This window comes from Flexivirga sp., from assembly GCF_035551235.1.
Classification (GTDB): Bacteria; Actinomycetota; Actinomycetes; order Actinomycetales; family Dermatophilaceae; genus Flexivirga.
Genome location: NZ_DASZNO010000003.1, coordinates 1 through 18300 on the forward strand (window position 1 = coordinate 1; position 18300 = coordinate 18300).

The 18300-nt window shown below is 68.5% G+C and carries 15 protein-coding genes and 2 tRNA genes; 5 read left to right on the forward strand and 12 right to left on the reverse strand.

Translation table 11 applies throughout. From position 1 onward, the window contains the following. Positions 1-43 precede the first annotated feature (43 nt). Positions 44-114 (reverse strand) — tRNA-Gly (locus VG502_RS00065). Between the two features lie 113 nt (positions 115-227). Between VG502_RS00065 and VG502_RS00070 the strand changes: the two genes are divergently transcribed. The 4 genes from VG502_RS00070 to VG502_RS00085 all read left to right on the forward strand — a co-directional run bounded on the left by VG502_RS00070 (position 228) and on the right by VG502_RS00085 (position 3250). Continuing rightward, positions 228-301 (forward strand) — tRNA-Pro (locus VG502_RS00070). 141 nt (positions 302-442) lie between these two features. Further along, positions 443-1768, forward strand: coding sequence for a trigger factor (gene tig / locus VG502_RS00075; RefSeq protein ID WP_414655684.1), 1326 nt, complete (start codon positions 443-445; stop codon positions 1766-1768). A gap of 229 nt (positions 1769-1997) precedes the next feature. After that, positions 1998-2585, forward strand: coding sequence for an ATP-dependent Clp protease proteolytic subunit (locus VG502_RS00080; RefSeq protein WP_325547621.1), 588 nt, complete (start codon positions 1998-2000; stop codon positions 2583-2585). A 20-nt stretch (positions 2586-2605) separates the two neighbouring features. Further along, positions 2606-3250 carry an ATP-dependent Clp protease proteolytic subunit gene (locus VG502_RS00085; protein WP_325547543.1) on the forward strand — a complete coding sequence of 215 codons (645 nt, stop codon included), beginning with the start codon at positions 2606-2608 and terminating at the stop codon, positions 3248-3250. Positions 3251-3354: 104 nt separating this feature from the next. Here the strand turns inward: VG502_RS00085 and VG502_RS00090 are convergent, their stop codons facing one another. Both VG502_RS00090 and VG502_RS00095 read right to left on the reverse strand, forming a co-directional pair. Then, positions 3355-4290 carry an SDR family NAD(P)-dependent oxidoreductase gene (locus VG502_RS00090; protein WP_325547545.1) on the reverse strand — a complete coding sequence of 312 codons (936 nt, stop codon included), beginning with the start codon at positions 4288-4290 and terminating at the stop codon, positions 3355-3357. Between the two features lie 35 nt (positions 4291-4325). After that, positions 4326-4907: a TetR/AcrR family transcriptional regulator gene (locus VG502_RS00095; RefSeq protein ID WP_325547546.1), complete on the reverse strand. Its 582-nt coding sequence runs from the start codon at positions 4905-4907 to the stop codon at positions 4326-4328. A 250-nt stretch (positions 4908-5157) separates the two neighbouring features. Here VG502_RS00095 and clpX point away from each other — a divergent pair, with 250 nt between their 5' ends. After that, the gene (clpX, locus tag VG502_RS00100; protein WP_325547548.1) at positions 5158-6447 is read left to right on the forward strand and encodes an ATP-dependent Clp protease ATP-binding subunit ClpX; all 1290 of its coding nucleotides are present in this window, start codon (positions 5158-5160) and stop codon (positions 6445-6447) included. Positions 6448-6484: 37 nt separating this feature from the next. On the opposite strand, the gene VG502_RS00105 is transcribed toward clpX, so the two are convergent. From VG502_RS00105 to VG502_RS00145, 9 genes are all read right to left on the reverse strand, one after another. Next, on the reverse strand, positions 6485-7042 hold the full coding sequence (locus VG502_RS00105) for a hypothetical protein (RefSeq protein WP_325547550.1): 558 nt from the start codon (positions 7040-7042) through the stop codon (positions 6485-6487). Beyond that, positions 7039-8343 carry a DUF58 domain-containing protein gene (locus VG502_RS00110; RefSeq protein WP_325547552.1) on the reverse strand — a complete coding sequence of 435 codons (1305 nt, stop codon included), beginning with the start codon at positions 8341-8343 and terminating at the stop codon, positions 7039-7041. The genes VG502_RS00105 and VG502_RS00110 overlap by 4 nt, the downstream gene beginning before the upstream one ends. Before the next feature lie 8 nt (positions 8344-8351). Next, positions 8352-9332, reverse strand: a complete 981-nt coding sequence (locus VG502_RS00115; protein WP_325547554.1) for an AAA family ATPase — start codon at positions 9330-9332, stop codon at positions 8352-8354. Continuing rightward, positions 9329-9871, reverse strand: coding sequence for a hypothetical protein (locus tag VG502_RS00120; protein ID WP_325547556.1), 543 nt, complete (start codon positions 9869-9871; stop codon positions 9329-9331). The genes VG502_RS00115 and VG502_RS00120 overlap by 4 nt, the downstream gene beginning before the upstream one ends. Beyond that, positions 9868-10596, reverse strand: coding sequence for a DUF4129 domain-containing protein (locus VG502_RS00125; protein ID WP_325547558.1), 729 nt, complete (start codon positions 10594-10596; stop codon positions 9868-9870). Before VG502_RS00125 ends, VG502_RS00120 begins: the two co-directional genes overlap by 4 nt. 122 nt (positions 10597-10718) lie before the next feature. Continuing rightward, a complete protein-coding gene (gene valS / locus VG502_RS00130; protein ID WP_325547560.1) occupies positions 10719-13361 on the reverse strand; it encodes a valine--tRNA ligase in 2643 nt (880 codons plus the stop codon). 201 nt (positions 13362-13562) lie between these two features. Continuing rightward, positions 13563-15005: a wax ester/triacylglycerol synthase domain-containing protein gene (locus VG502_RS00135; protein ID WP_325547562.1), complete on the reverse strand. Its 1443-nt coding sequence runs from the start codon at positions 15003-15005 to the stop codon at positions 13563-13565. Beyond that, on the reverse strand, positions 15005-16450 hold the full coding sequence (locus tag VG502_RS00140; protein ID WP_325547564.1) for an HAD-IB family hydrolase: 1446 nt from the start codon (positions 16448-16450) through the stop codon (positions 15005-15007). Before VG502_RS00140 ends, VG502_RS00135 begins: the two co-directional genes overlap by 1 nt. Continuing rightward, entirely contained in the window at positions 16447-18279 is a 1833-nt protein-coding gene (locus tag VG502_RS00145; RefSeq protein ID WP_325547566.1) for a lysophospholipid acyltransferase, read from the reverse strand. Before VG502_RS00145 ends, VG502_RS00140 begins: the two co-directional genes overlap by 4 nt. Positions 18280-18300 lie beyond the last annotated feature (21 nt).

An 18300-nucleotide genomic window follows, 5' to 3' on the forward strand; every position in this document is an offset into this window, starting at 1 on the left:
AGGGCTCCGAGCGCATGCGCTCGGAGCCCTCCTCCTTGTATCGAGCGGGCGACGAGAATCGAACTCGCGTAATCAGTTTGGAAGACTGAGGCTCTACCATTGAGCTACGCCCGCGTGGCTGGCGCGACCACCGATGTGCGGTGGCCCTCGCCGAGGCGTTAGCCTACTGCCCGCCCGCATGTGCGCCAAAACCGGCACGCGCGTGGCGAAGTTGGTTGATCACAGCACGGGGTATGGCGCAGCTTGGTAGCGCGTCCGCTTTGGGAGCGGAAGGCCGCCGGTTCGAATCCGGCTACCCCGACAGCTAGCATGTTCAGTTAGCGCGGTGCATGTTGCCGCAGATGACGGGCTCCGTGCGGCGGAGCCGAACCACCACCATTTTGGAGTCCTTGCAGTGAAGAGTGCCGTCGAGAAGTTGGGTCCGACCCGCGTGAAGCTTTCCGTGGAGGTTCCCTATGAGGAGCTGAAGCCGAGCGTCGACGAGGCCTACAAGGCCATCGGCTCGCAGATCCAGGTGCCCGGATTCCGCAAGGGCAAGGTCCCCGCCCGGATCATCGACCAGCGCATCGGCCGCCCCGCCGTGCTGCAGGAAGCGATCAACGAGGCGCTGCCCAACTTCTACAGCCAGGCGCTGGCAGAGAACGAGCTGCGTCCGATGGGCCAGCCGGAGGTCGAGGTCACCGAGGTGCCCGTCGATGACCAGCAGCCGCTGAAGTTCGACGCCGAGCTGGACACCGCCCCGGAGTTCGACCTGCCCGACTTCTCGCAGATCACCGTCGAGGTCGACCCGCTGACGGTCTCCGACGAGGACGTCGACAAGGAGTTCGACGCGCTGCGTGAGCGCTTCGGCACGCTGGCCGGCGTCGAGCGCCCGGCCGCCGACGGCGACTCGGTGACCATCGACCTGAAGGCGACGATCGGTGACGAGGAGATCGACGACGTCTCCGGCATCAACTACCTGATCGGCTCGGGCAACATGCTCGAGGGCCTGGACGACGCCCTGACCGGGCTGTCGGCCGGCGAGACCAAGACCTTCTCAGCCCCGCTGGCCGGTGGCGACCACGAGGGCGAGGACGCCGAGGTGACCGTGACGGTGCAGGCTGTCAAGGAGCGTCAGCTGCCCGATCTGGATGACGACTTCGCGCAGATGGCGTCCGAGCACGACACTCTCGAGGAGATGCGCGCCGACGTCACCGAGCAGGTCGAGAAGGGCAAGCGTTTCGAGCAGGGTGTGCAGGCGCGCGACAAGGCGCTCGACCACCTGCTGGAGACCCTGGACCTCCCGCTGCCGGACAAGGTCATCGAGGACGAGGTGCACCAGCACCTGGAGAACGAAGACCGCCTCGAGGACGACGAGCACCGCGCGGAGGTCGACGAGTCGACCCGCAAGTCGATCAAGACCCAGCTGATCCTGGACAAGCTCGTCGAGCGCGACGAGGTCCAAGTGTCCCAGGAAGAGCTGATCGAGTACATCGTCATGTCGTCGCAGCAGTACGGCATGGACCCCAACCAGTTCGCGCAGATGCTCGACCAGCAGGGTCAGGTGCCGGCGATCATGGGTGAGGTCGCTCGCCGCAAGGCGCTCGCGTCGGTGCTCGACGAGATCAAGGTCGTCGACACCGACGGCAATGAGGTCGACCTGAGCGCGCTCGACGAGGACGGCGAGGGCGAGGACGTCGAGGGCGAGACCGTCACCGACGAGTCCACCGAGGACGCGACCGACGAGGCGAAGGACACCGAGGGCTCGAAGGACGACGCAACCGTCTGAGCAGCCTTCCGGCATACCGGACAGGTATGACGAAAACGATGAAACCCCTTCCGCGCCAACGGGCGTGGGAGGGGTTTCGCACGCATCGCCCGAGCCACAATTCCGCCGTGGGCGAACATCGTCCGAACCGGGGACTTAGTTCAGGGGTGCGGGCGTTAGGGTCCAGTGAGATGACACATCATCACCAACGAACGATGGAGACGCGGTGAGCAACGCACAGGAGGTGTCCATGGCCACCGAAGGACAGATGGGCCTGGACGATCAGATCTACAACCGGCTGCTCAAGGAACGAATCATCTTCCTCGGCTCCGACGTCCGCGACGACAACGCCAACGCGATCTGCGCGCAGCTGTTGCTTCTCGCGGCCGAGGACCCGGAGAAGGATGTCTGGCTCTACATCAACAGCCCCGGCGGTTCGATCTCCGCGGGTATGGCGATCTTCGACACCATGAACTGGATCCCCAACGACGTTGCGACGGTCGCCATGGGTATGGCGGCCAGCATGGGCCAGTTCCTGCTGTCGGCGGGCACGCCCGGAAAGCGCTACGCGACGCCGCACGCCCGCGTGATGATGCACCAGCCGTCGGGCGGCATCGGCGGCACGGCCTCGGACATCAAGATCCAGGCCGAGCAGCTGGTCTTCATCAAGAAGCAGATGGCCGAGCTGATCGCCGAGCACACCGGCCAGACGGTGGAGCAGATCGAGAAGGACTCCGACCGGGACCGCTGGTTCTCGGCACAGGAAGCCCTCGAGTACGGCTTCGTCGACCACGTCTTCGAGCGGTCCACCGACGCGCCGAGCCGGAGCAACTCATGACCAACAGCTTTGGAGCACACATGAATTCGCCGTTTGCCGGGGTGAGTGCCCCGCAGCCGAGCAGCCGCTACATCCTGCCTCAGTTCGAGGAGCGCACGTCCTACGGCATGAAGCGCTCGGACCCCTACAACAAGCTCTTCGAGGACCGCATCATCTTCCTCGGCGTGCAGGTCGACGACGCATCCGCGGACGACATCATCGCCCAGTTGATCGTGCTCGAGAGCCAGGATCCCGACCGGGACATCCTGATGTACATCAACTCCCCGGGTGGCTCGTTCACGGCGCTGACGGCGATCTACGACACCATGCAGTACATCCAGCCCGACGTGCAGACGTTCGTCATCGGTCAGGCTGCTTCGGCAGCTGCGGTGCTGCTGGGTGCCGGTTCGCCGGGCAAGCGGTTCGCGCTGCCCAACGCGCGCATCCTGATCCACCAGCCCGCCATGGAGGGCGCCGGCGGCACCGCCTCCGACCTGGAGATCACCGCCAACGAGGTGTTCCGGATGCGCGAGTGGCTGGAGCACACCTGGGCCAAGCACACCGGCCGCACGCCGGAGCAGGTCAAGCAGGACATCGAGCGCGACAAGATCCTGACGGCCGAGGAGGCCAAGGAGTACGGCCTCATCGACCAGGTGCTGAGCAGCCGCAAGGCGTCCGCCCAGTAATAGAACCATCCCGAGTGACGGCTTCCTCGGCGACCGACGGTCCGTTCCGGCCGTCACTCGCCGAGGGAGCCGTCACTCGGCTTTTCAGTGGGTTGCTGCTTCCGTCAGCGGGTGGCCGCGGGAGTCGTTGCCAGCAGCGCACGGGTCTCGGCGACGTACCGATCGCTGTAGTCAGGCTCGCTGACCTGTGTCGAGGCGCGCATCGGCCGGCCGTTCTCATCGCAATAGGTCCCGGTGGCCTCCGCCGGATCCGTGAGCACCTGCGTGATGAGGCGGGCGGCACGCTTGGGGGTGCTGTAGTGCGGGATCAGCGGCGCGAACGGCGACACCATCCTGCTGAACGCGCGCATCGGGGCGCTCATCTCCCGCGTGAGGTTGGAGCCGGGCGTGACGCCCGGCTCGACCGCGCGGAACCGCAGCCGCGGGTGTTCGCGGGCCAGGGCGAACACGGTGGCGAGGTTGCCCTGCTTGGAGGTGGCGTAGGCGTCGAAGCCGGCATGGGTGGACCCGCCCGGGAGCCACTCGCCCCGCGCACTGGCCTCGGCCGAGATGTACCGGCTGCCGCGGAATCCGGCCTGCACGGCGATCTTGCGGTCGGGATCCTCCGCAGCCGAGCAGACGAACACGATGTTCGCCCGGTCGGGCAGGCTCGGGATGAGCGCCTCGGTGAACGCGAACGGCCCGAGATGGTTCGTCGCGAAGGCGCCGTCCCAGCCCTGTGCCGTCGTGAAGGCACGCAGCGGCATGATCCCCGCGTTGTTCAGGACGCCACCGATCGGCAGGTCGAGCTCGGTGATCAGGGTGGCCGCCCGGCGGGCGCTGGTGATGTCGGACAGGTCGGCCATGACCGGGACGGCCCGACCGCCCCTGGCGGCGATCTCCTGCTGCACGGCATCCAGCTTGTCGGGGCTGCGTCCGACCAGGACGACGATGCCGCGCTGGGCGAGTTCGAGTGCAGTGCGGTGACCGATCCCGGAGGTGGGCCCGGTGACGATCCAGGCCGTGGTGGACGTGTCGGGGCGGGCAGCGGAAGCGGACATGGGTGGCTCCTTCGTGGTGGGTGGCGGCGGGGGTCTCAGTGCGCGGTGGGTCCGGCGATCACGCGCCATACGGCCTCGAACGCGGTGGCGCTGTGCGAGTCGGCGTTCCCCGGCTCGCGGATCATGGCGTCCATCGTGGCGTCGGCGATCGCGCCGGTCAGGATGAGGACGAACGACAGCGGAACGTCCTGAACGGGTCCGCCTTCGCGGCAGGTCTCCAGGAGCTCGGCCATGTCGCGCTGCGTGTCGCGAACGAGCCGGTGGCTCTCGGCGGTGACCTCGTCGGCGACCTCGAGCTGGGCGAGCGCACGCCGCTTCTCCGGGTTGCTCGTTGCCCAACGCAGCCACCGGGTCCACAAGTGCCGCAAGCGTTTTCGCGCATCTCCGGTCTCGGGAAGTCCCTCCACGGCCGCCTCGCCCATCTCCGTCTTGAGCGCGACATACAGCTCGTTGAAGAGGGTCGTCTTCGTGTCGAAGTAGAGGAACAGCGAGCCGTTGGACACCCCGGCCTGCTTCGCGATGGCCGCCGTCGGCGCAGTCAGTCCCTCCGTTGCGATGACGGAGGCGGCCGCCGTCAGGATCGCCGCGCGTCGTGTTTCGCTTCTGGGTCTCGCCATGCCCTCACCGTAATAAAAGAGTGGCTAGTCAGTCAATAACGAGTGCCGGGGCGGGACGATTACGAGTCGTTGCCGCACACCTTCGGCTGCCGATTCCGCTGTCAGCGGACAGGCGTGACTTGTTGCGCAACACCGGGTTTCAATGGAACCTGCGACGGTCGGCGCGCGGTAGCGTCGGCCGGACGAACTGATCGGGACCCGCGACGCGGGTGACCACGACATACGGGCACGGCACACGACTGGAGGGCACGTGGCACGCATCGGAGAAGGCGGCGACCTGCTGAAGTGCTCTTTCTGCGGTAAGAGCCAGAAGCAGGTCAAGAAGCTCATCGCCGGACCAGGCGTCTACATCTGCGACGAGTGCATCGACCTGTGCAACGAGATCATCGAGGAGGAGCTCGCCGAGACCTCCGAGCTCGGCCTGGAGCAGCTGCCCAAGCCGCGCGAGATCTTCGACTTCCTCGAGCAGTACGTCATCGGCCAGAGCGACGCCAAGCGCGCGTTGTCCGTGGCCGTCTACAACCACTACAAGCGGATCCAGGCCGCCGACCAGCCCGCGGCGACCAAGAAGGACGGGCCGCCGGTCGAGATCTCCAAGTCCAACATCCTGCTCATCGGCCCGACCGGCTGCGGCAAGACCTACCTCGCGCAGACGCTGGCCCGGATGCTCAACGTGCCGTTCGCGATCGCCGATGCCACCGCGCTCACGGAGGCCGGGTATGTCGGCGAGGACGTCGAGAACATCCTGCTCAAACTGATCCAGGCCGCCGACTTCGACGTCAAGAAGGCCGAGACCGGCATCATCTACATCGACGAGATCGACAAGGTGGCGCGCAAGAGCGAGAACCCGTCGATCACTCGTGACGTGTCCGGTGAGGGTGTGCAGCAGGCGCTGCTGAAGATCCTTGAGGGCACCACCGCGAGTGTGCCGCCGCAGGGTGGACGCAAGCACCCGCACCAGGAGTTCATCCAGATCGACACGACCAACGTGCTCTTCATCGTGGGTGGCGCGTTCGCCGGTCTGGAGAAGATCATCGAGGGGCGCACCGGCCGTCAGGGGCTCGGCTTCGGTTCCGACCTGAAGACCGCCAAGGACCCGATGACCGGCTTCTCCGACGTGCTGCCGGAGGACCTGATGAAGTTCGGGCTGATCCCGGAGTTCATCGGCCGCCTGCCGGTCATCACCTCCGTCGAGCCGCTGGACCGCGAGGGCCTGGTCTCGATCCTGACCGAGCCGCGCAACGCCCTGGTCAAGCAGTACGAGAAGATGTTCGACATCGACAACGTCGAGCTCGAGTTCACCAAGGACGCCGTCGAGGCCGTCGCCGAGCAGGCGATGTTACGCGGCACCGGTGCTCGCGGGCTGCGGGCGATCCTCGAAGAGGTGCTGCTGCCGGTGATGTTCGACGTCCCCAGCGACGACGACATCGCCCGCGTGGTGATCACCCGGGAAGTCGTGCTCGACAACGTCAACCCGACGATCGTGCGGCGCGAAGCCCCACCCACCCGCAAGCGCACGCAGCGCAAGGAATCCGCCTGACGGGATCCGACGCAACGTCGGAGACGCCCGGCACCGATCATCGATCGGTGCCGGGCGTCTCCTTGTCCTCGTCGCCGGTGAGGCGGATCATCACCAGGACCGCGACGATGAGCGCGAGGAGGGCGGCCGTGGCGCCATACGGCATGAGCTCGTTGTTCGTCGGCTCGATGAGCAGCGTGAGGGCGGCGACGAGCGTCGTCGCGAGGCCGACCAGGATGGTGCGGGGCACCCAGACAGCGAGTATGGCGCGAGGGATCGGTGCCTGATCCGGTCCACTGGCAACCAGCGCGACCGCCACGTGCGCGACCAGCAGCAGCCACGCCGCCGGGATCACCCACCACGACCCGGCGTCCATCCCGCTGGTGAGCCACTGCAGGACCATCGCGGCAAGCAGCAACAGCCCCGAGAAGCTGTCGCTGTTGCCGAGGACGACCAGGCCGGCGACCAGCGTCGCAGCGAGGCCGTACCACGACATCGTGCCGGCGACGTCGGTGATGACCAGCAGCAGGAACGCTGCGAGCAGCGCGGTCGCCATGGCGTTCACGCGGTCCCGGTGCAGCTGGACGATCCGCTCCATGCGGGGGAGGAGGTTCATCGCCGCACCACCCGTGGTTGCGGTCGGGCGGACAGGCGGGACAGTGCGGGATCGAGGCTGCCCGGGCCACGCCACGCCGTGACCGGCACGCCGAGCCGTTGGATGGCGCGGATCTCACGGTCCCGCTCCAGCAACCGCAGGTGAGTGGCGAGTGCCATGCCGGCGTCGGCGGTCGGCAACTCGCCGGGCAAGCAGTCGATGACCAGGACCGTCATACCGCGCTGCGCCAGCTTCGCGGCCAGCGTGAGCGGCATCGGGCTGAGCAGGGGACTGACCAGCAGCAGCACACCGCCGGGACGAATACGGGTGCGGACGGATGCCGTGCGGAAACCGGTGCCGACGCCGCGCTCGATGCCGGCAAGGCAGTCGACGACCCGGCGGCTGTGCAGCGTGCCCATGCCCATGGGCACGCGCACGGGTTGCATCCCGCCGACCACTTCGAGGCCGACCCGGTCGCCACGGCCGAGGAAGTGCGTCGCCACGCCCGCGGATGCCCGCACGCCGAGGTCCAGCGAGCTGGCGTGCTCGGGCTCGGCATCGGAGGCGGTGAAGTCGGCGGAGGCATCGAGCACCACGAGGACCTCGGTGTCCTGCTCGGCGAACGAGGTCCGCACGTGCAGTGTGCCGGTGCGGGCCGAGACCGGCCAGTGGATCCGGCGCAGCCGATCGCCGGTCTGGAACTGACGGATGTCGGCGAACTCGGTGCCCTCGGCCTTGGTGTTGCTGCGGTTGACACCGATCAGGCCCTGGGGGTGCGGCAGCGCGCGCTCGCTGTCGAAGGCCGCCGTGTCCGGTCGGGTGGTGACCCGGACCGCGGGCACCCGCACCGTGCCGTAGCGGTAGCCGCCCCACGGGCCGAACACCGCGATGCGCGTGCCGAGGATCTCCCGGGTGCCCCATCGCTGCGGGCGCCACCGCAGCGTGGTGGTGACGTGTCCGTCGTCGAGGGTGCCGGCGACCGCTCCGGACTCCGGGGTCATCGTGAGCATGCGTCGGTCACCGACATACGCGGCGAACTGCTCGGCGTCGGTGCAGTCGATGCGCAGCGTCCAGGCCTCCGTGCTGCCTTCCAGCGGTGAGGTCGCCGACACCGTGCCACTGATCGTCGGTATGGCGCGAGGGCGCGTCGCCAGGCTCCATACCGTCACGATCAGCAGGGGTGTGCCGAGCACGACCAGGTCCGACCGGCCGAAGACGACGGCGGCGCCGAGCAGGACCGCGGCCAGCGTGGCAGCACGCAGGAACACCGGGGTGATGTGCCACCCGGGATCGGTCTGCGGGCGAACCGTGCGCGATGCCATCGCAGCGATCAGTCCTTCGCCGTCGCCGGCGCCGGCACGGTGCCGAGGAGACCGCGCACGACGGAGGAGGCGGTCACCCCGCTCATCCAGAGCTCCGGTTTGATCGTGACGCGGTGCGAAAGCACCGCCAGCGCAACGGTTTTGATGTCCTCGGGGGTGACGAAGTCGCGGCCTCGGACCACCGCGAGAGCACGGCCGACCAGGAGCAGCGCGAGCGAGCCACGGGGAGAGGCACCGATGAGCACCTGAGCGTGGTCGCGGGTCGCGGCTGCCAGGCGCACGCAATAGTCCACGACCGAGTCCTCCACCTGGAGTCGCTCGATCGCAGCCTGCATCCCGAGCAACCCGGCCGCATCGGTGACCGGGTTGAGGGAGATGTCCTCCTGCTGGCGTTGCATGCGTCGCTGCAGCACGTCGATCTCCTCCTCCTCGGTGGGGTAGCCGAAGCTGACCCGGGCGAGGAAGCGATCCAGTTGTGCCTCGGGGAGCGGGTAGGTGCCTTCGTACTCAACCGGATTCGCGGTCGCGATGACGTGGAAGGGATGGGGCAGGTGGAAGGTCTGTCCTTCGACGGTGATCTGGCGCTCCTGCATCGCCTCCAGCAGCGCTGCCTGCGTCTTGGGCGGTGTCCGGTTGATCTCGTCGGCCAGCAGCAGGCCGGTGAAGAGCGGTCCCTTGCGGAAGTCGAAGGTCGCATTCCGTTGGTCGAAGATGAAGGATCCGGTCAGGTCGGCCGGTAGCAGGTCCGGGGTGAACTGCGCCCGTGCGAAGTCCAGCCCGAGGGTCTGCGCCAGCGACCGGGCCGCGAGCGTCTTGCCCAGACCGGGGTTGTCCTCCAGCAGCACGTGACCGCCGGCGAGGACGGTCGCCAGCAGGAGCTCGAGCGCGCGGCGCTTGCCGACGACGGCCAGCTCGATGCTGTCCAGGATCTGCTCTGCACGCTGGGTGGTCTCGGCGATCGTCGGTATGGCGGTGGATTGCTCGGTCACAGTGCCTCGATGCGGTTGATGATGTCGGTCACGGTCTGTCGGCTGGCCGGCGGAGCCGGTTGGGCGGAGAGGAAATCGGCCAGCACGGGATCGGTGCCGGCGAGCAGCTCGGCGTCGCCCGGGACATGCGCCGCGCCGCTCTCCGCGGCGCGCATCCGCAGACGGTCCAGCGAGACATCACGCAGGATGCCTTGAAGTCCTGCGGCGCTGGCGTTGGGCGCGCCGTTGTCCTTGCTGACGGCGGCGTCGTCGATCAGCCGCCGCAAGTAGCTGATGCGGGAATCCGGGCTGGTGCGCATCCGTCGCCCGATCGGGTCGCCCTCCCACTCGGTGGGATCCCACTGGTCCCGGCGGTCACCCGCCCACCAGCAGATCGCGAAGAAGGCGCCGACCGCGGCCAACAGGCCGAGTGGGTCGGGACGAAACTGCAGCCACGAGGTGACGACCCACAGCCCGAGCCACCAGGCCACGACGATCGCGACCCGCCGCATCCATTGGCGTTGCCGCCCCTCCACGGGGTCGTCGTGCGGTGACGTCATACCCGCTCCTGGGCGGTGGGCAGCGAGCGCTGCAGGGTGTGCAACGCCGTGAGTGCGGCCGCACGGTCGGTCTCCGACACCGGGTGCTGGGAGTAGCGAGCCTCCCGGTAGAGCGCGCCGAGCTTCCGGAGGGAAGGACGATCGATGTCCAGTGCGTCCAGCACCCGGATGGTCAACTCGGCCGAGGTCTCACTGGGGCGTCGGCGGACACCGGCCGCGGCGACCGACTGCTCGAGATCGACCCAGCAGGCGATGATCGCGTTCGACGGCGTGCCCTCGTGCAGCCGCTGCCGCTGCCGGTGCGTCGCTTCCGTGACGGCATCGAGCACCGCGTCGTCGACATCGGGTAACGGACCCGCGTGCTGGACGTGACGCCGGTGCTGCCACCGGCGGATCAGGGAGACGACGATGGCGGCCAGCACCCACAGCACGCCGAGTAGGAGTATGCCCAGGATGATGTCGGTCAGAACTGTGCCGAGGGCACTCGCGCTGTGCTCACTGGACGGTCGAGTCGGGTAGCTCCCGGTGCCGCCCGGAGGGGTTGGCGGGGTGTAGGTGCCGTACCTGATGTGAATGTTGGGGTTGCGATCCGGAGCGTGCAGGATCGGTGTGTTCCGCGCCGTGGTGATGACGATCAGCACCATGAGGGACAGGGCCGTGCCTGCTGCGACGAGCAGCAGGCGACGGTCCCGCCCCTTCGGCGGTTGGTCCTCCCCAGAACTCACCGCTCCAACGTAGGACTCGATCGTCCGAGGCGCGCTCGAACGCAACCCTTTCGTTACGAGTAGTCCGCGGCCGGGCGTGATTTCCGCGCGGCCTGAGGCGGTTCAGTGTGCCCGGGCGGGACTCACTTCTTGCGCGGTGGCGGCGGGACCAGTTGCGCGTCGCGGATCTCGAGGGAGTCGCCGTCGGCATACTCCAGGGACCCGGTGAGCTTGCCCGCTGCCCGCAGGTCGCCCTCGGACGCACGCACCAACTCCTGGGTGTCCGCCGGTGCCGCGAGGGTCAACGCGGTCACCTCGGCGCGCATGCCGAGCTTGGCGTCGGACTTCGCCTTGCGTATGCCGGCCAGTGCCTCGCCGACCGCCCGCAGCGCCGCCGGATCGCCGGTCGCCGGCCCGCACTCGTCCGTCACCGGCCACGACGCGTGGTGCACCGAGTCCTCGTGCCACCAGGACCAGACCTCTTCGGTCGAGTAGGGCAGGAACGGTGCGAACAAACGCAATTGGACGTCGAGCGCGATCCGCAACGTCGCGCGGGCGCTCGCTGCGGCGGCGTCGCCCTGACCGCCATACGCACGGTCCTTGATCAGCTCGATGTAGTCGTCGCAGAAGGTCCAGAAGAACGCCTCGGTCAGCTCCAGGCTGCGCGTGTAGTCCCACGACTCGAAGTACTTGGTCGCCTGCTCCACCAGGGTGTGCAGCCCGGCGAGCAACGCCAGGTCGAGCGGATCGGTGACCGCAGCGGCGAGGTCGCCCTCCACTTCACCCATGCCGAGCGCGAACTTGCTGGCGTTGAGCAGCTTCATCGCCAGCCGACGGCCGACCTTCATCTGGCTCTCGTCGTATGCCGCGTCCATGCCGAGGCGTCCCGAGGCGGCCCAGTAGCGCACCGCGTCGGCGCTGTGCTGGGTCAGCACGTCCTCCGGGGTGACGGCATTGCCCTTGGACTTGGACATCTTCTTGCGGTCCGGGTCGAGGATCCAGCCGTTGATCGCGGCGTCGGTCCACGGCACGGTGTCGTGCTCGAAGTGGCTGCGCACCACGGTCGCGAAGAGCCAGGTGCGGATGATGTCGTGGCCCTGCGGGCGCATGTCCATCGGGAAGATCTTGGCGAAGAGCTCGGCGTCGTTGCGTCCACCGGCATTGCCGGCCACCGGCCAACCCGTGGCGATCTGCGGGGAGAGCGATGACGTCGCCCAGGTGTCCATGATGTCCGGGTCGCCGACGAATCCGCCTGGCACGCCTCGCTGTTCGGCGGTGTAGCCCGGAGGCACATCGGTCGCGGGGTCCATCGGCAGCGTCTCGGGCGCGGCCGGGATCGGGTGCTCGTGGTCGGGCTCACCGTCGGCGTCGAGGGGATACCAGACGGGGAACGGCACCCCGAAGAAGCGCTGGCGGCTGATCAGCCAGTCGCCGTTGAGGCCGTCGACCCAGTTGGCATAGCGGCTACGCATGAACGACGGGTGGAAGTCGATCTGCTCGCCGCGCGCGACGAGTGCCTTGCGCAGGTCGGCGTCGCGGCCGCCGTTGGTGAGGTACCACTGGCGGCTGGTCACGATCTCCAGCGGCTTGTCGCCCTTCTCGAAGAAGTTCGCCTTGCGCTGGGTCGGCTTCGGCTCGCCGTCCAGGTCGCCGGACTCGCGCAGCGCATCGACGATCGCGACCCGGGCCGAGTGCACGGTCTTGGTGGCCAGGCCCTCGGCATACAACTGCTCACCGGGGCCGCCGGCGATCCATGCCGGCGTCTCGCCCTGCAGCCGGCCGTTGCGGGTGATGATCGAGCGGGTCGGCAGCTGCAGCTCGCGCCACCAGGTCACGTCGGTGAGGTCACCGAAGGTGCAGCACATCGCGATGCCGGCGCCCTTGTCGGGCTCGGCCAGGTGATGGGCCACCACGGGGATCTCGACGCCGAAAAGCGGTGAGGTCACAGTGGATCCGAAGAGCGCCTGGTAGCGCTCGTCGTCGGGGTGGGCGATCAGCGCGACACAGGCCGGGATCAGCTCCGGTCGCGTGGTCTCGATGTGGACCTTCTCGTCGCCGTGGTGGAACGCCACCCGGTGGAAGGCGCCGGGGTAGTCGCGGGCCTCGAGCTCGGCCTGGGCGACGGCTGACTGGAAGGTCACGTCCCACAGGCCCGGGGCCTCGGCCTGGTAGGCCTGGCCGCGCTCCAGGTTGTGCAGGAACGCTTCCTGCGCCACGGCACGCGAGCGGTCGTCGATCGTGCGGTAGGTCTGACCCCAGTCGACCGACACACCGAGCCGGCGGAAGAGCGACTCGAAGGCCTTCTCGTCCTCGGTCGTCAGCTCATCGCACAGCGGGATGAAGTTGGCGCGGCTGATCGGCACCTGGTCGGCCGCCTTGACCGACTTGCCCTCGGCACCGCGCAGCGGGGGCGTGAAGTCGGGGTCGTATGCCGCGGAGTGGTCGCCGCGCACGCCGTAGTAGTTCTGCACGCGCCGCTCGGTGGGCAGGCCGTTGTCGTCCCAGCCCAGCGGGTAGAACACTTCCTTGCCGCGCATGCGCTGGTAACGCGCCACCACGTCGGTGTGGGTGTAACCGAACACGTGGCCCACGTGCAGGCTGCCGCTCGCGGTCGGCGGCGGCGTGTCGATCGAGAACACCTGGTCGCGGGGGAGTGACAGTGCGCGCTCGCGGTCGAACTTGTAGGTGTCCTGCTCCCGCCATACAGCAGCCCACTTGTCCTCCAAGCCGTCCACGGTCGGCTTGTCGGGGATCCGAGGGGTCTTCTGATCGGCGGCGTCAGTCATGCCGCACATGATCCCATCCGCGCGCGCGGAGTGACCAATCGGTTTCACCTTCCTCGTCGCAGCCATTCTGCCGAGTGACGGCTTCTTCGCCGAGTGACGGCGCGATCAGACCGTCACTCGGCGAGAAAGCCGTCATTCGCGAGGTCGTAGCAGGGAGTACATGAGCAGGTCGACCCGTCCGCGCTGTCGTCAGCGGCCGGGCTACTCGTCCGCCGGGACGAGCGTCTCGGACAAACCCTCCTGCAGGCAACGGCGCAGCAACGGCAGGTCCTTGACCGCCCGCCCGTCGACGTTGACCGCGATGCACGCGGTGTCGACGCAGCTGAGCAGGGACGCCGAGATCGCCACGCCGGGCAGGGGGCCGAAGGCGAAGATGCCGGTCACCTGAGCACCCGCCATGTATGACGTCCGGGTGGGCCCGGAATTGACGGCCACCGACGCGTCGGCGACTGCCCCGGACCGCTGCAGCGCGACGAGCACCTGCGACGGCAGGACATCGGTCACCGGCGCAGCGGCACGCAACGCGTCCAACGCCTCTTCGGTGTGCAGGGACAACACCTCGCCACGTACGGCGGCGATCCGGTCGGCTGGGTCGGCGATGCCGATCGGCGCCGCGATCAACGCCCCGGCGAAGCGATTGCCGCTGCTCGGGTCCTCTGCGCGGTTGAGCGAGACACGGACGCTCATCGACAGGTCCTCGAGTTCGACGCCGTGCTCCTGGTGGTAGCGCCGTAGCCCGCCCAGAACTGCCGCGATGAACACGTCCTGCAGCGAGCCACCGACGGCGCGGGCCGACGTGGTCAGACCCGCGAGCGGCGTTGTCAGCGTGAGGAATTGCCAGTCCGTGCCCTCTCGGTCGGCGAGCAGCGGTGAGGGCAGCGCCGGCGCTGCGGCAGTCAGGCGACGGACCGATGCGGCATACCGCATGCCCTCGGACACGGCGCCCAACGGATCACGGATGGCGGCCAGCCCACGGCCGGCGACGGTGAGGGCGCGGCGCGGGGCAGCGACCAGGCCGCCGATGCTGCCGAGTGCACTCAGGCTGACCGGGTCGCTCGGCGTCGGTTGCGGCCGATCGGTCGAGGCGGTCGGCTTGTCCGGGGTGTGCTCCCGGGTGCGTGACAGCAGCATCGACAGCAGCTGCACGGTGCCGGGAGTGTCGGCGAAGGTGTGATGGACCCGCAGCACGCACGCCGCGCTCCCGTCGGCCAGCCCGGTGAACAGCGTGGCGTCCCACAGTGGTCGGTGGCGGTCGATCGGCGCCAGCGCGATCGACTCGGCTGCCTGTATGACGTCCTCGGTCCGACCGTCGCCGCCGAGGTCGCGGCGATGCACGTGCCGGTCGATGTCGAAGTCGTCGTCATCGACCCAGGCCGGGCGGGTCGTCGGCACGACCGGCTCCATGACCCGTTGGCGCAACCGGCGGACCAGCGCCGTGCCCCATTCGTAGGCGGCGTGGAAACGCTCCCAGTCCGGCTCCTCGTCGAGCAGGATCACCACGCAGTTGGTCGCCGACATGGCGGGGTGCCGCTCGGATCGCCACAGGATGGTCTCCACCGGATCCAACGTCGGGCGGTGTGACCAGGCGGCCGCCGCAGCCCAGCGCTCGCGGTCGGTCCGGTCGTCGATGTGACCGCTCGCCATCAGTCCTCCTGCCCCGGCCAGTTCGCAAGGGTCTGCTCGAATGTCTTGTGCAGCTTGGTGATTCGCCGATCCATCGTCTTCAGCGTCCAGTCGGTCTCGGGTGGCAGCACCGCGACGTCGATGCGTCCCGGTTTGAGTACGAACGAATGTTTGCCGAGCAGTTCACCGGTGTTGCGCAGCACGATCGGCACGATCGGCACGCCCGCCCGGACCGCCATGTGGAAGGCGCCCTTCTTGAAGCGGCCGAGTGCGCCCGTGGCCGACCGGGTCCCCTCCGGGAAGATCATCAGCGAGGTACCGGAGCGGATGCGCTCGATGACCGGCTCCAGCGCCGCGCGAGCCTCCGCCGAGTTGGACCGGTCGATGTAGACCGGGTCAAGCAGGAGGCTGCCGGCGAGCGCGCGCGGGTCGAGCCGGGCCTCCTTCTTGGCGACCACGGTGAAATCCCGCTTGAGCAGCGCACCCAGGACGACCGGGTCCAGCGAGCTCTGGTGGTTGGCGACGAAGACCGCCGGGCGGTGCGACCACAGCCGCTCCTCGTCGAGCACGTTGAGCGAGACACCGGCCAGGGCCAGCGGTAGTCCGTTGATCAGCCCGGTGGTCGTACTGAGCCCGCGCTGGCGGTCTCGGCTGAGCAGGCTGATCGCCATACCCGTCGACGCCGCGGCGTTCAGCCCGCCGAGGGCGGCCGCCGTCCGGGCGATCGACGTGAGGGATCCCTTGGCCGGGTCGCGCAGGTTCAGGATCGGCCAGCCGAGGCGCTCCGCGGCCGCCTGCAGCCCACGGTGTGGGTTGAGCGCGACCGGTGAGCCGACCGACGACAGGAACGCGACGTCCTCATATCCGTTGCCGTAGGCGTAGGACTGCGGCAGCTTGAGTGCGTGCTGCTTGGCGAAGGCGCGCACCGCCGCGGCCTTGTGACGGCCCCACAACATCGGCCCCTCGGTCTCCCCGGTGAAGACACCGTCCTCGACGGCGAGCCGGGTGCAGACGAGGTGCTCGATGCCGAGTTCCCTTGCAATCGGGGCGATTTGGTATGGCGTCGCAGCCGAGGCGACCGCCACCGTGTGGCCCGCTGCCAAGTGCGCTCGAACGAGCGCGCGGGACTCGGCTCGGATCGTTCCGGCGATCTTGCGCAGGAACAGGCGTTCACCGGCGGCGACGTAGGCCTCCTCGGACTGACCACGCAGCGACGCGAAGAACCGCTGCGAGATCTTCGTCGGGTCCCCACCGAGGACTTCGCCGTCGACGACGTCGACGATGCTGCGCAGTAGATCGATCGGCGTGATCTCGCGCTTGCGCACCTGTTCACCGAAGAACGTGGTGCCGGTGTAACCGGCGACCAGCGTGCCGTCCAGGTCGAAGAATGCTCCGACCTGCGGACCGTGTGGGCCGGAGGCGATCCGCTCGATCGCGTCCTGGACCGGCTGGGACAGGTCGCTCATGGTTGTAGCTCGCTCCGCTCGAGATGGTTGGGCAGATTGACGCCGCCGTCCTGCCCGGCCAACTGGCTGATCAGTGCGACCCGGCGCACCGAGTCGGCGATCTCGGCGGCGAACGCCTGCCGCCGGGCGGCCACGTCGTCACCGGCCTCCAGCAGGCCACGGTGACGCGCGAGGGCGAGCGCGGTCTTGTAGAGCTCGAGCGACACCGACTCCGCCGAGGCGATCCGTCGCTGCAGTGCCCATTGTTTGCCCACCGCCAGCGTCTCCTGCAGCAGGTCGTTCTCGTCAACGGCTGCATCACCCTGCTCGGCGAGCCGGTCGGCCAGCACCAGGTAGGCGTCGAGGAACGGCCGCAACACCAGATGCGCGACATGCGGCCTGGCAGAAGCCAGCATGCGTGCGGCGGCGTCCGGGTCGATGGCGTCGATCTCCTCACCGGCCGTGATGCGCAGCTCCCCGCGCAGGTCCTGCTCGAACTGGTCCCGGCCGGGGAAGAAGAACTCGAACTTCAACAGGTCGCGCAGCCGCTTGGCCTCCTCCCAGCCGACCCGCAGCAGGCCGCCCTCGGGAAGCTCGGTGTCCGGGTCGAGTTCGGAGACGGTGAGCATCGCCAGTTCCAGAATGGCGCGGTCCACCAGGATGTGGATGACGGTGTTGCGATAGAACGCGGCGACCAGGTGCTGGTCGGGGCTGATCCGCCATACCGGCTCGGTGCCCCGGTCGTAGGCGGTGAGCACCCCGCCCATGGCGAGGTCCTGCAACGCCCTGCGCACCGTCGACCGGTCCTGCAAGTTCGCGGCACCGGCCACCGGCCAGCGCCGGGCCTCGATGTATGACGCGAGCGGTTGCACCGTCTCCAGCACCTCGTCGAGGTTGAGCGCCCGGTCCTCCCCGAGCAGCGCCAGGCAGACGATCGCGGTCACGGTGACCGGTGTGGCCCGGTTGAGCCGGTGACTGATGTCGAGGGCGATCCGCTCGACCGCCTGGGGAGTCGTCAGGCCGTCCGCATGCAACGCCTCGAGTCGTTCACGCAACGGGAACGGCTCACCGACGGTCAGGTAGGCGCGGCCCATCCGGGCGCGTTGCAGGGCGGCGAACCGCACCACGAAGCCGAGACTCTCCGGCTTCTTGCGACCGCCGGTCGCCTCGGCCGTCATACCGGCCACCTCGTGCAATTGGTCGTAGACGATCGACACCGGCACGACCTGCGCGTCGATCCCGTCGGCTCCCTCGACCGCATTGACGATGTATTTCAGGATGCCGTGCACGGGCGGTCGCAGCTTGCCGGTGCGGGTCCGCCCGCCCTCGATGGACCACGCGAGGTTGCGCTTGTTCTTGACCAGCTGTCGGACGTAGGCCTTCAGCGTCATCCGGTAGATCGGCAGATCGCCGGTGGACCGGCGGATGAAGACCATGCCGCTGCGGGCGACGACCTGACCCAGGATCGGCAGGTCGAGGTTCGCGCCGCCGAAGGTGAAGGTCGGACTGAATCGCCGGGCACGCAGCACGTTCGGCACGGCGACCCCGTCGAGATAGGAGCGGTGGCTGAAGGCGAGCGCGAGACTGTTGGTGCGGTCCAGCTTCTTCAGCTTCGCCATCTGGTCCTCGTCGACCAGGACGTCATACGCCCGGAGGAACCAGTCGCCGACGCGGCTCCAGTTCTTCGTCGTGAACGCCCCGTGGCTCGCGGCCATCTCCTGCAGATAGTCCGCCGCCTCGGCGCGGACGTCCGCCACCGGCCGACCCTCCTGCGCCGCGGCCGCGCTCAGCCGGTCGGCGAACGACTGGTCATGGATCAGCTCGTCCGCCTCCTGAGGAGGGGCGGGCATGGGCAGTCCGCGACCGAGGAG

Bases quoted from the DNA above. Each gene is read 5' to 3' on its own strand.
- VG502_RS00120 (WP_325547556.1), bottom strand. From the start codon at position 9,871: ATGACGTCACCGCACGACGACCCCGTGGAGGGGCGGCAACGCCAATGG.
- VG502_RS00135 (WP_325547562.1), bottom strand. From the start codon at position 15,005: ATGGCGAGCGGTCACATCGACGACCGGACCGACCGCGAGCGCTGGGCT.
- VG502_RS00090 (WP_325547545.1), bottom strand. From the start codon at position 4,290: ATGTCCGCTTCCGCTGCCCGCCCCGACACGTCCACCACGGCCTGGATC.
- VG502_RS00095 (WP_325547546.1), bottom strand. From the start codon at position 4,907: ATGGCGAGACCCAGAAGCGAAACACGACGCGCGGCGATCCTGACGGCG.
- VG502_RS00145 (WP_325547566.1), bottom strand. From the start codon at position 18,279: ATGCCCGCCCCTCCTCAGGAGGCGGACGAGCTGATCCATGACCAGTCG.
- VG502_RS00110 (WP_325547552.1), bottom strand. From the start codon at position 8,343: ATGGCATCGCGCACGGTTCGCCCGCAGACCGATCCCGGGTGGCACATC.
- VG502_RS00085 (WP_325547543.1), top strand. From the start codon at position 2,606: ATGAATTCGCCGTTTGCCGGGGTGAGTGCCCCGCAGCCGAGCAGCCGC.
- VG502_RS00105 (WP_325547550.1), bottom strand. From the start codon at position 7,042: ATGAACCTCCTCCCCCGCATGGAGCGGATCGTCCAGCTGCACCGGGAC.
- valS (WP_325547560.1), bottom strand. From the start codon at position 13,361: ATGACTGACGCCGCCGATCAGAAGACCCCTCGGATCCCCGACAAGCCG.
- VG502_RS00080 (WP_325547621.1), top strand. From the start codon at position 1,998: ATGGCCACCGAAGGACAGATGGGCCTGGACGATCAGATCTACAACCGG.
- VG502_RS00140 (WP_325547564.1), bottom strand. From the start codon at position 16,450: ATGAGCGACCTGTCCCAGCCGGTCCAGGACGCGATCGAGCGGATCGCC.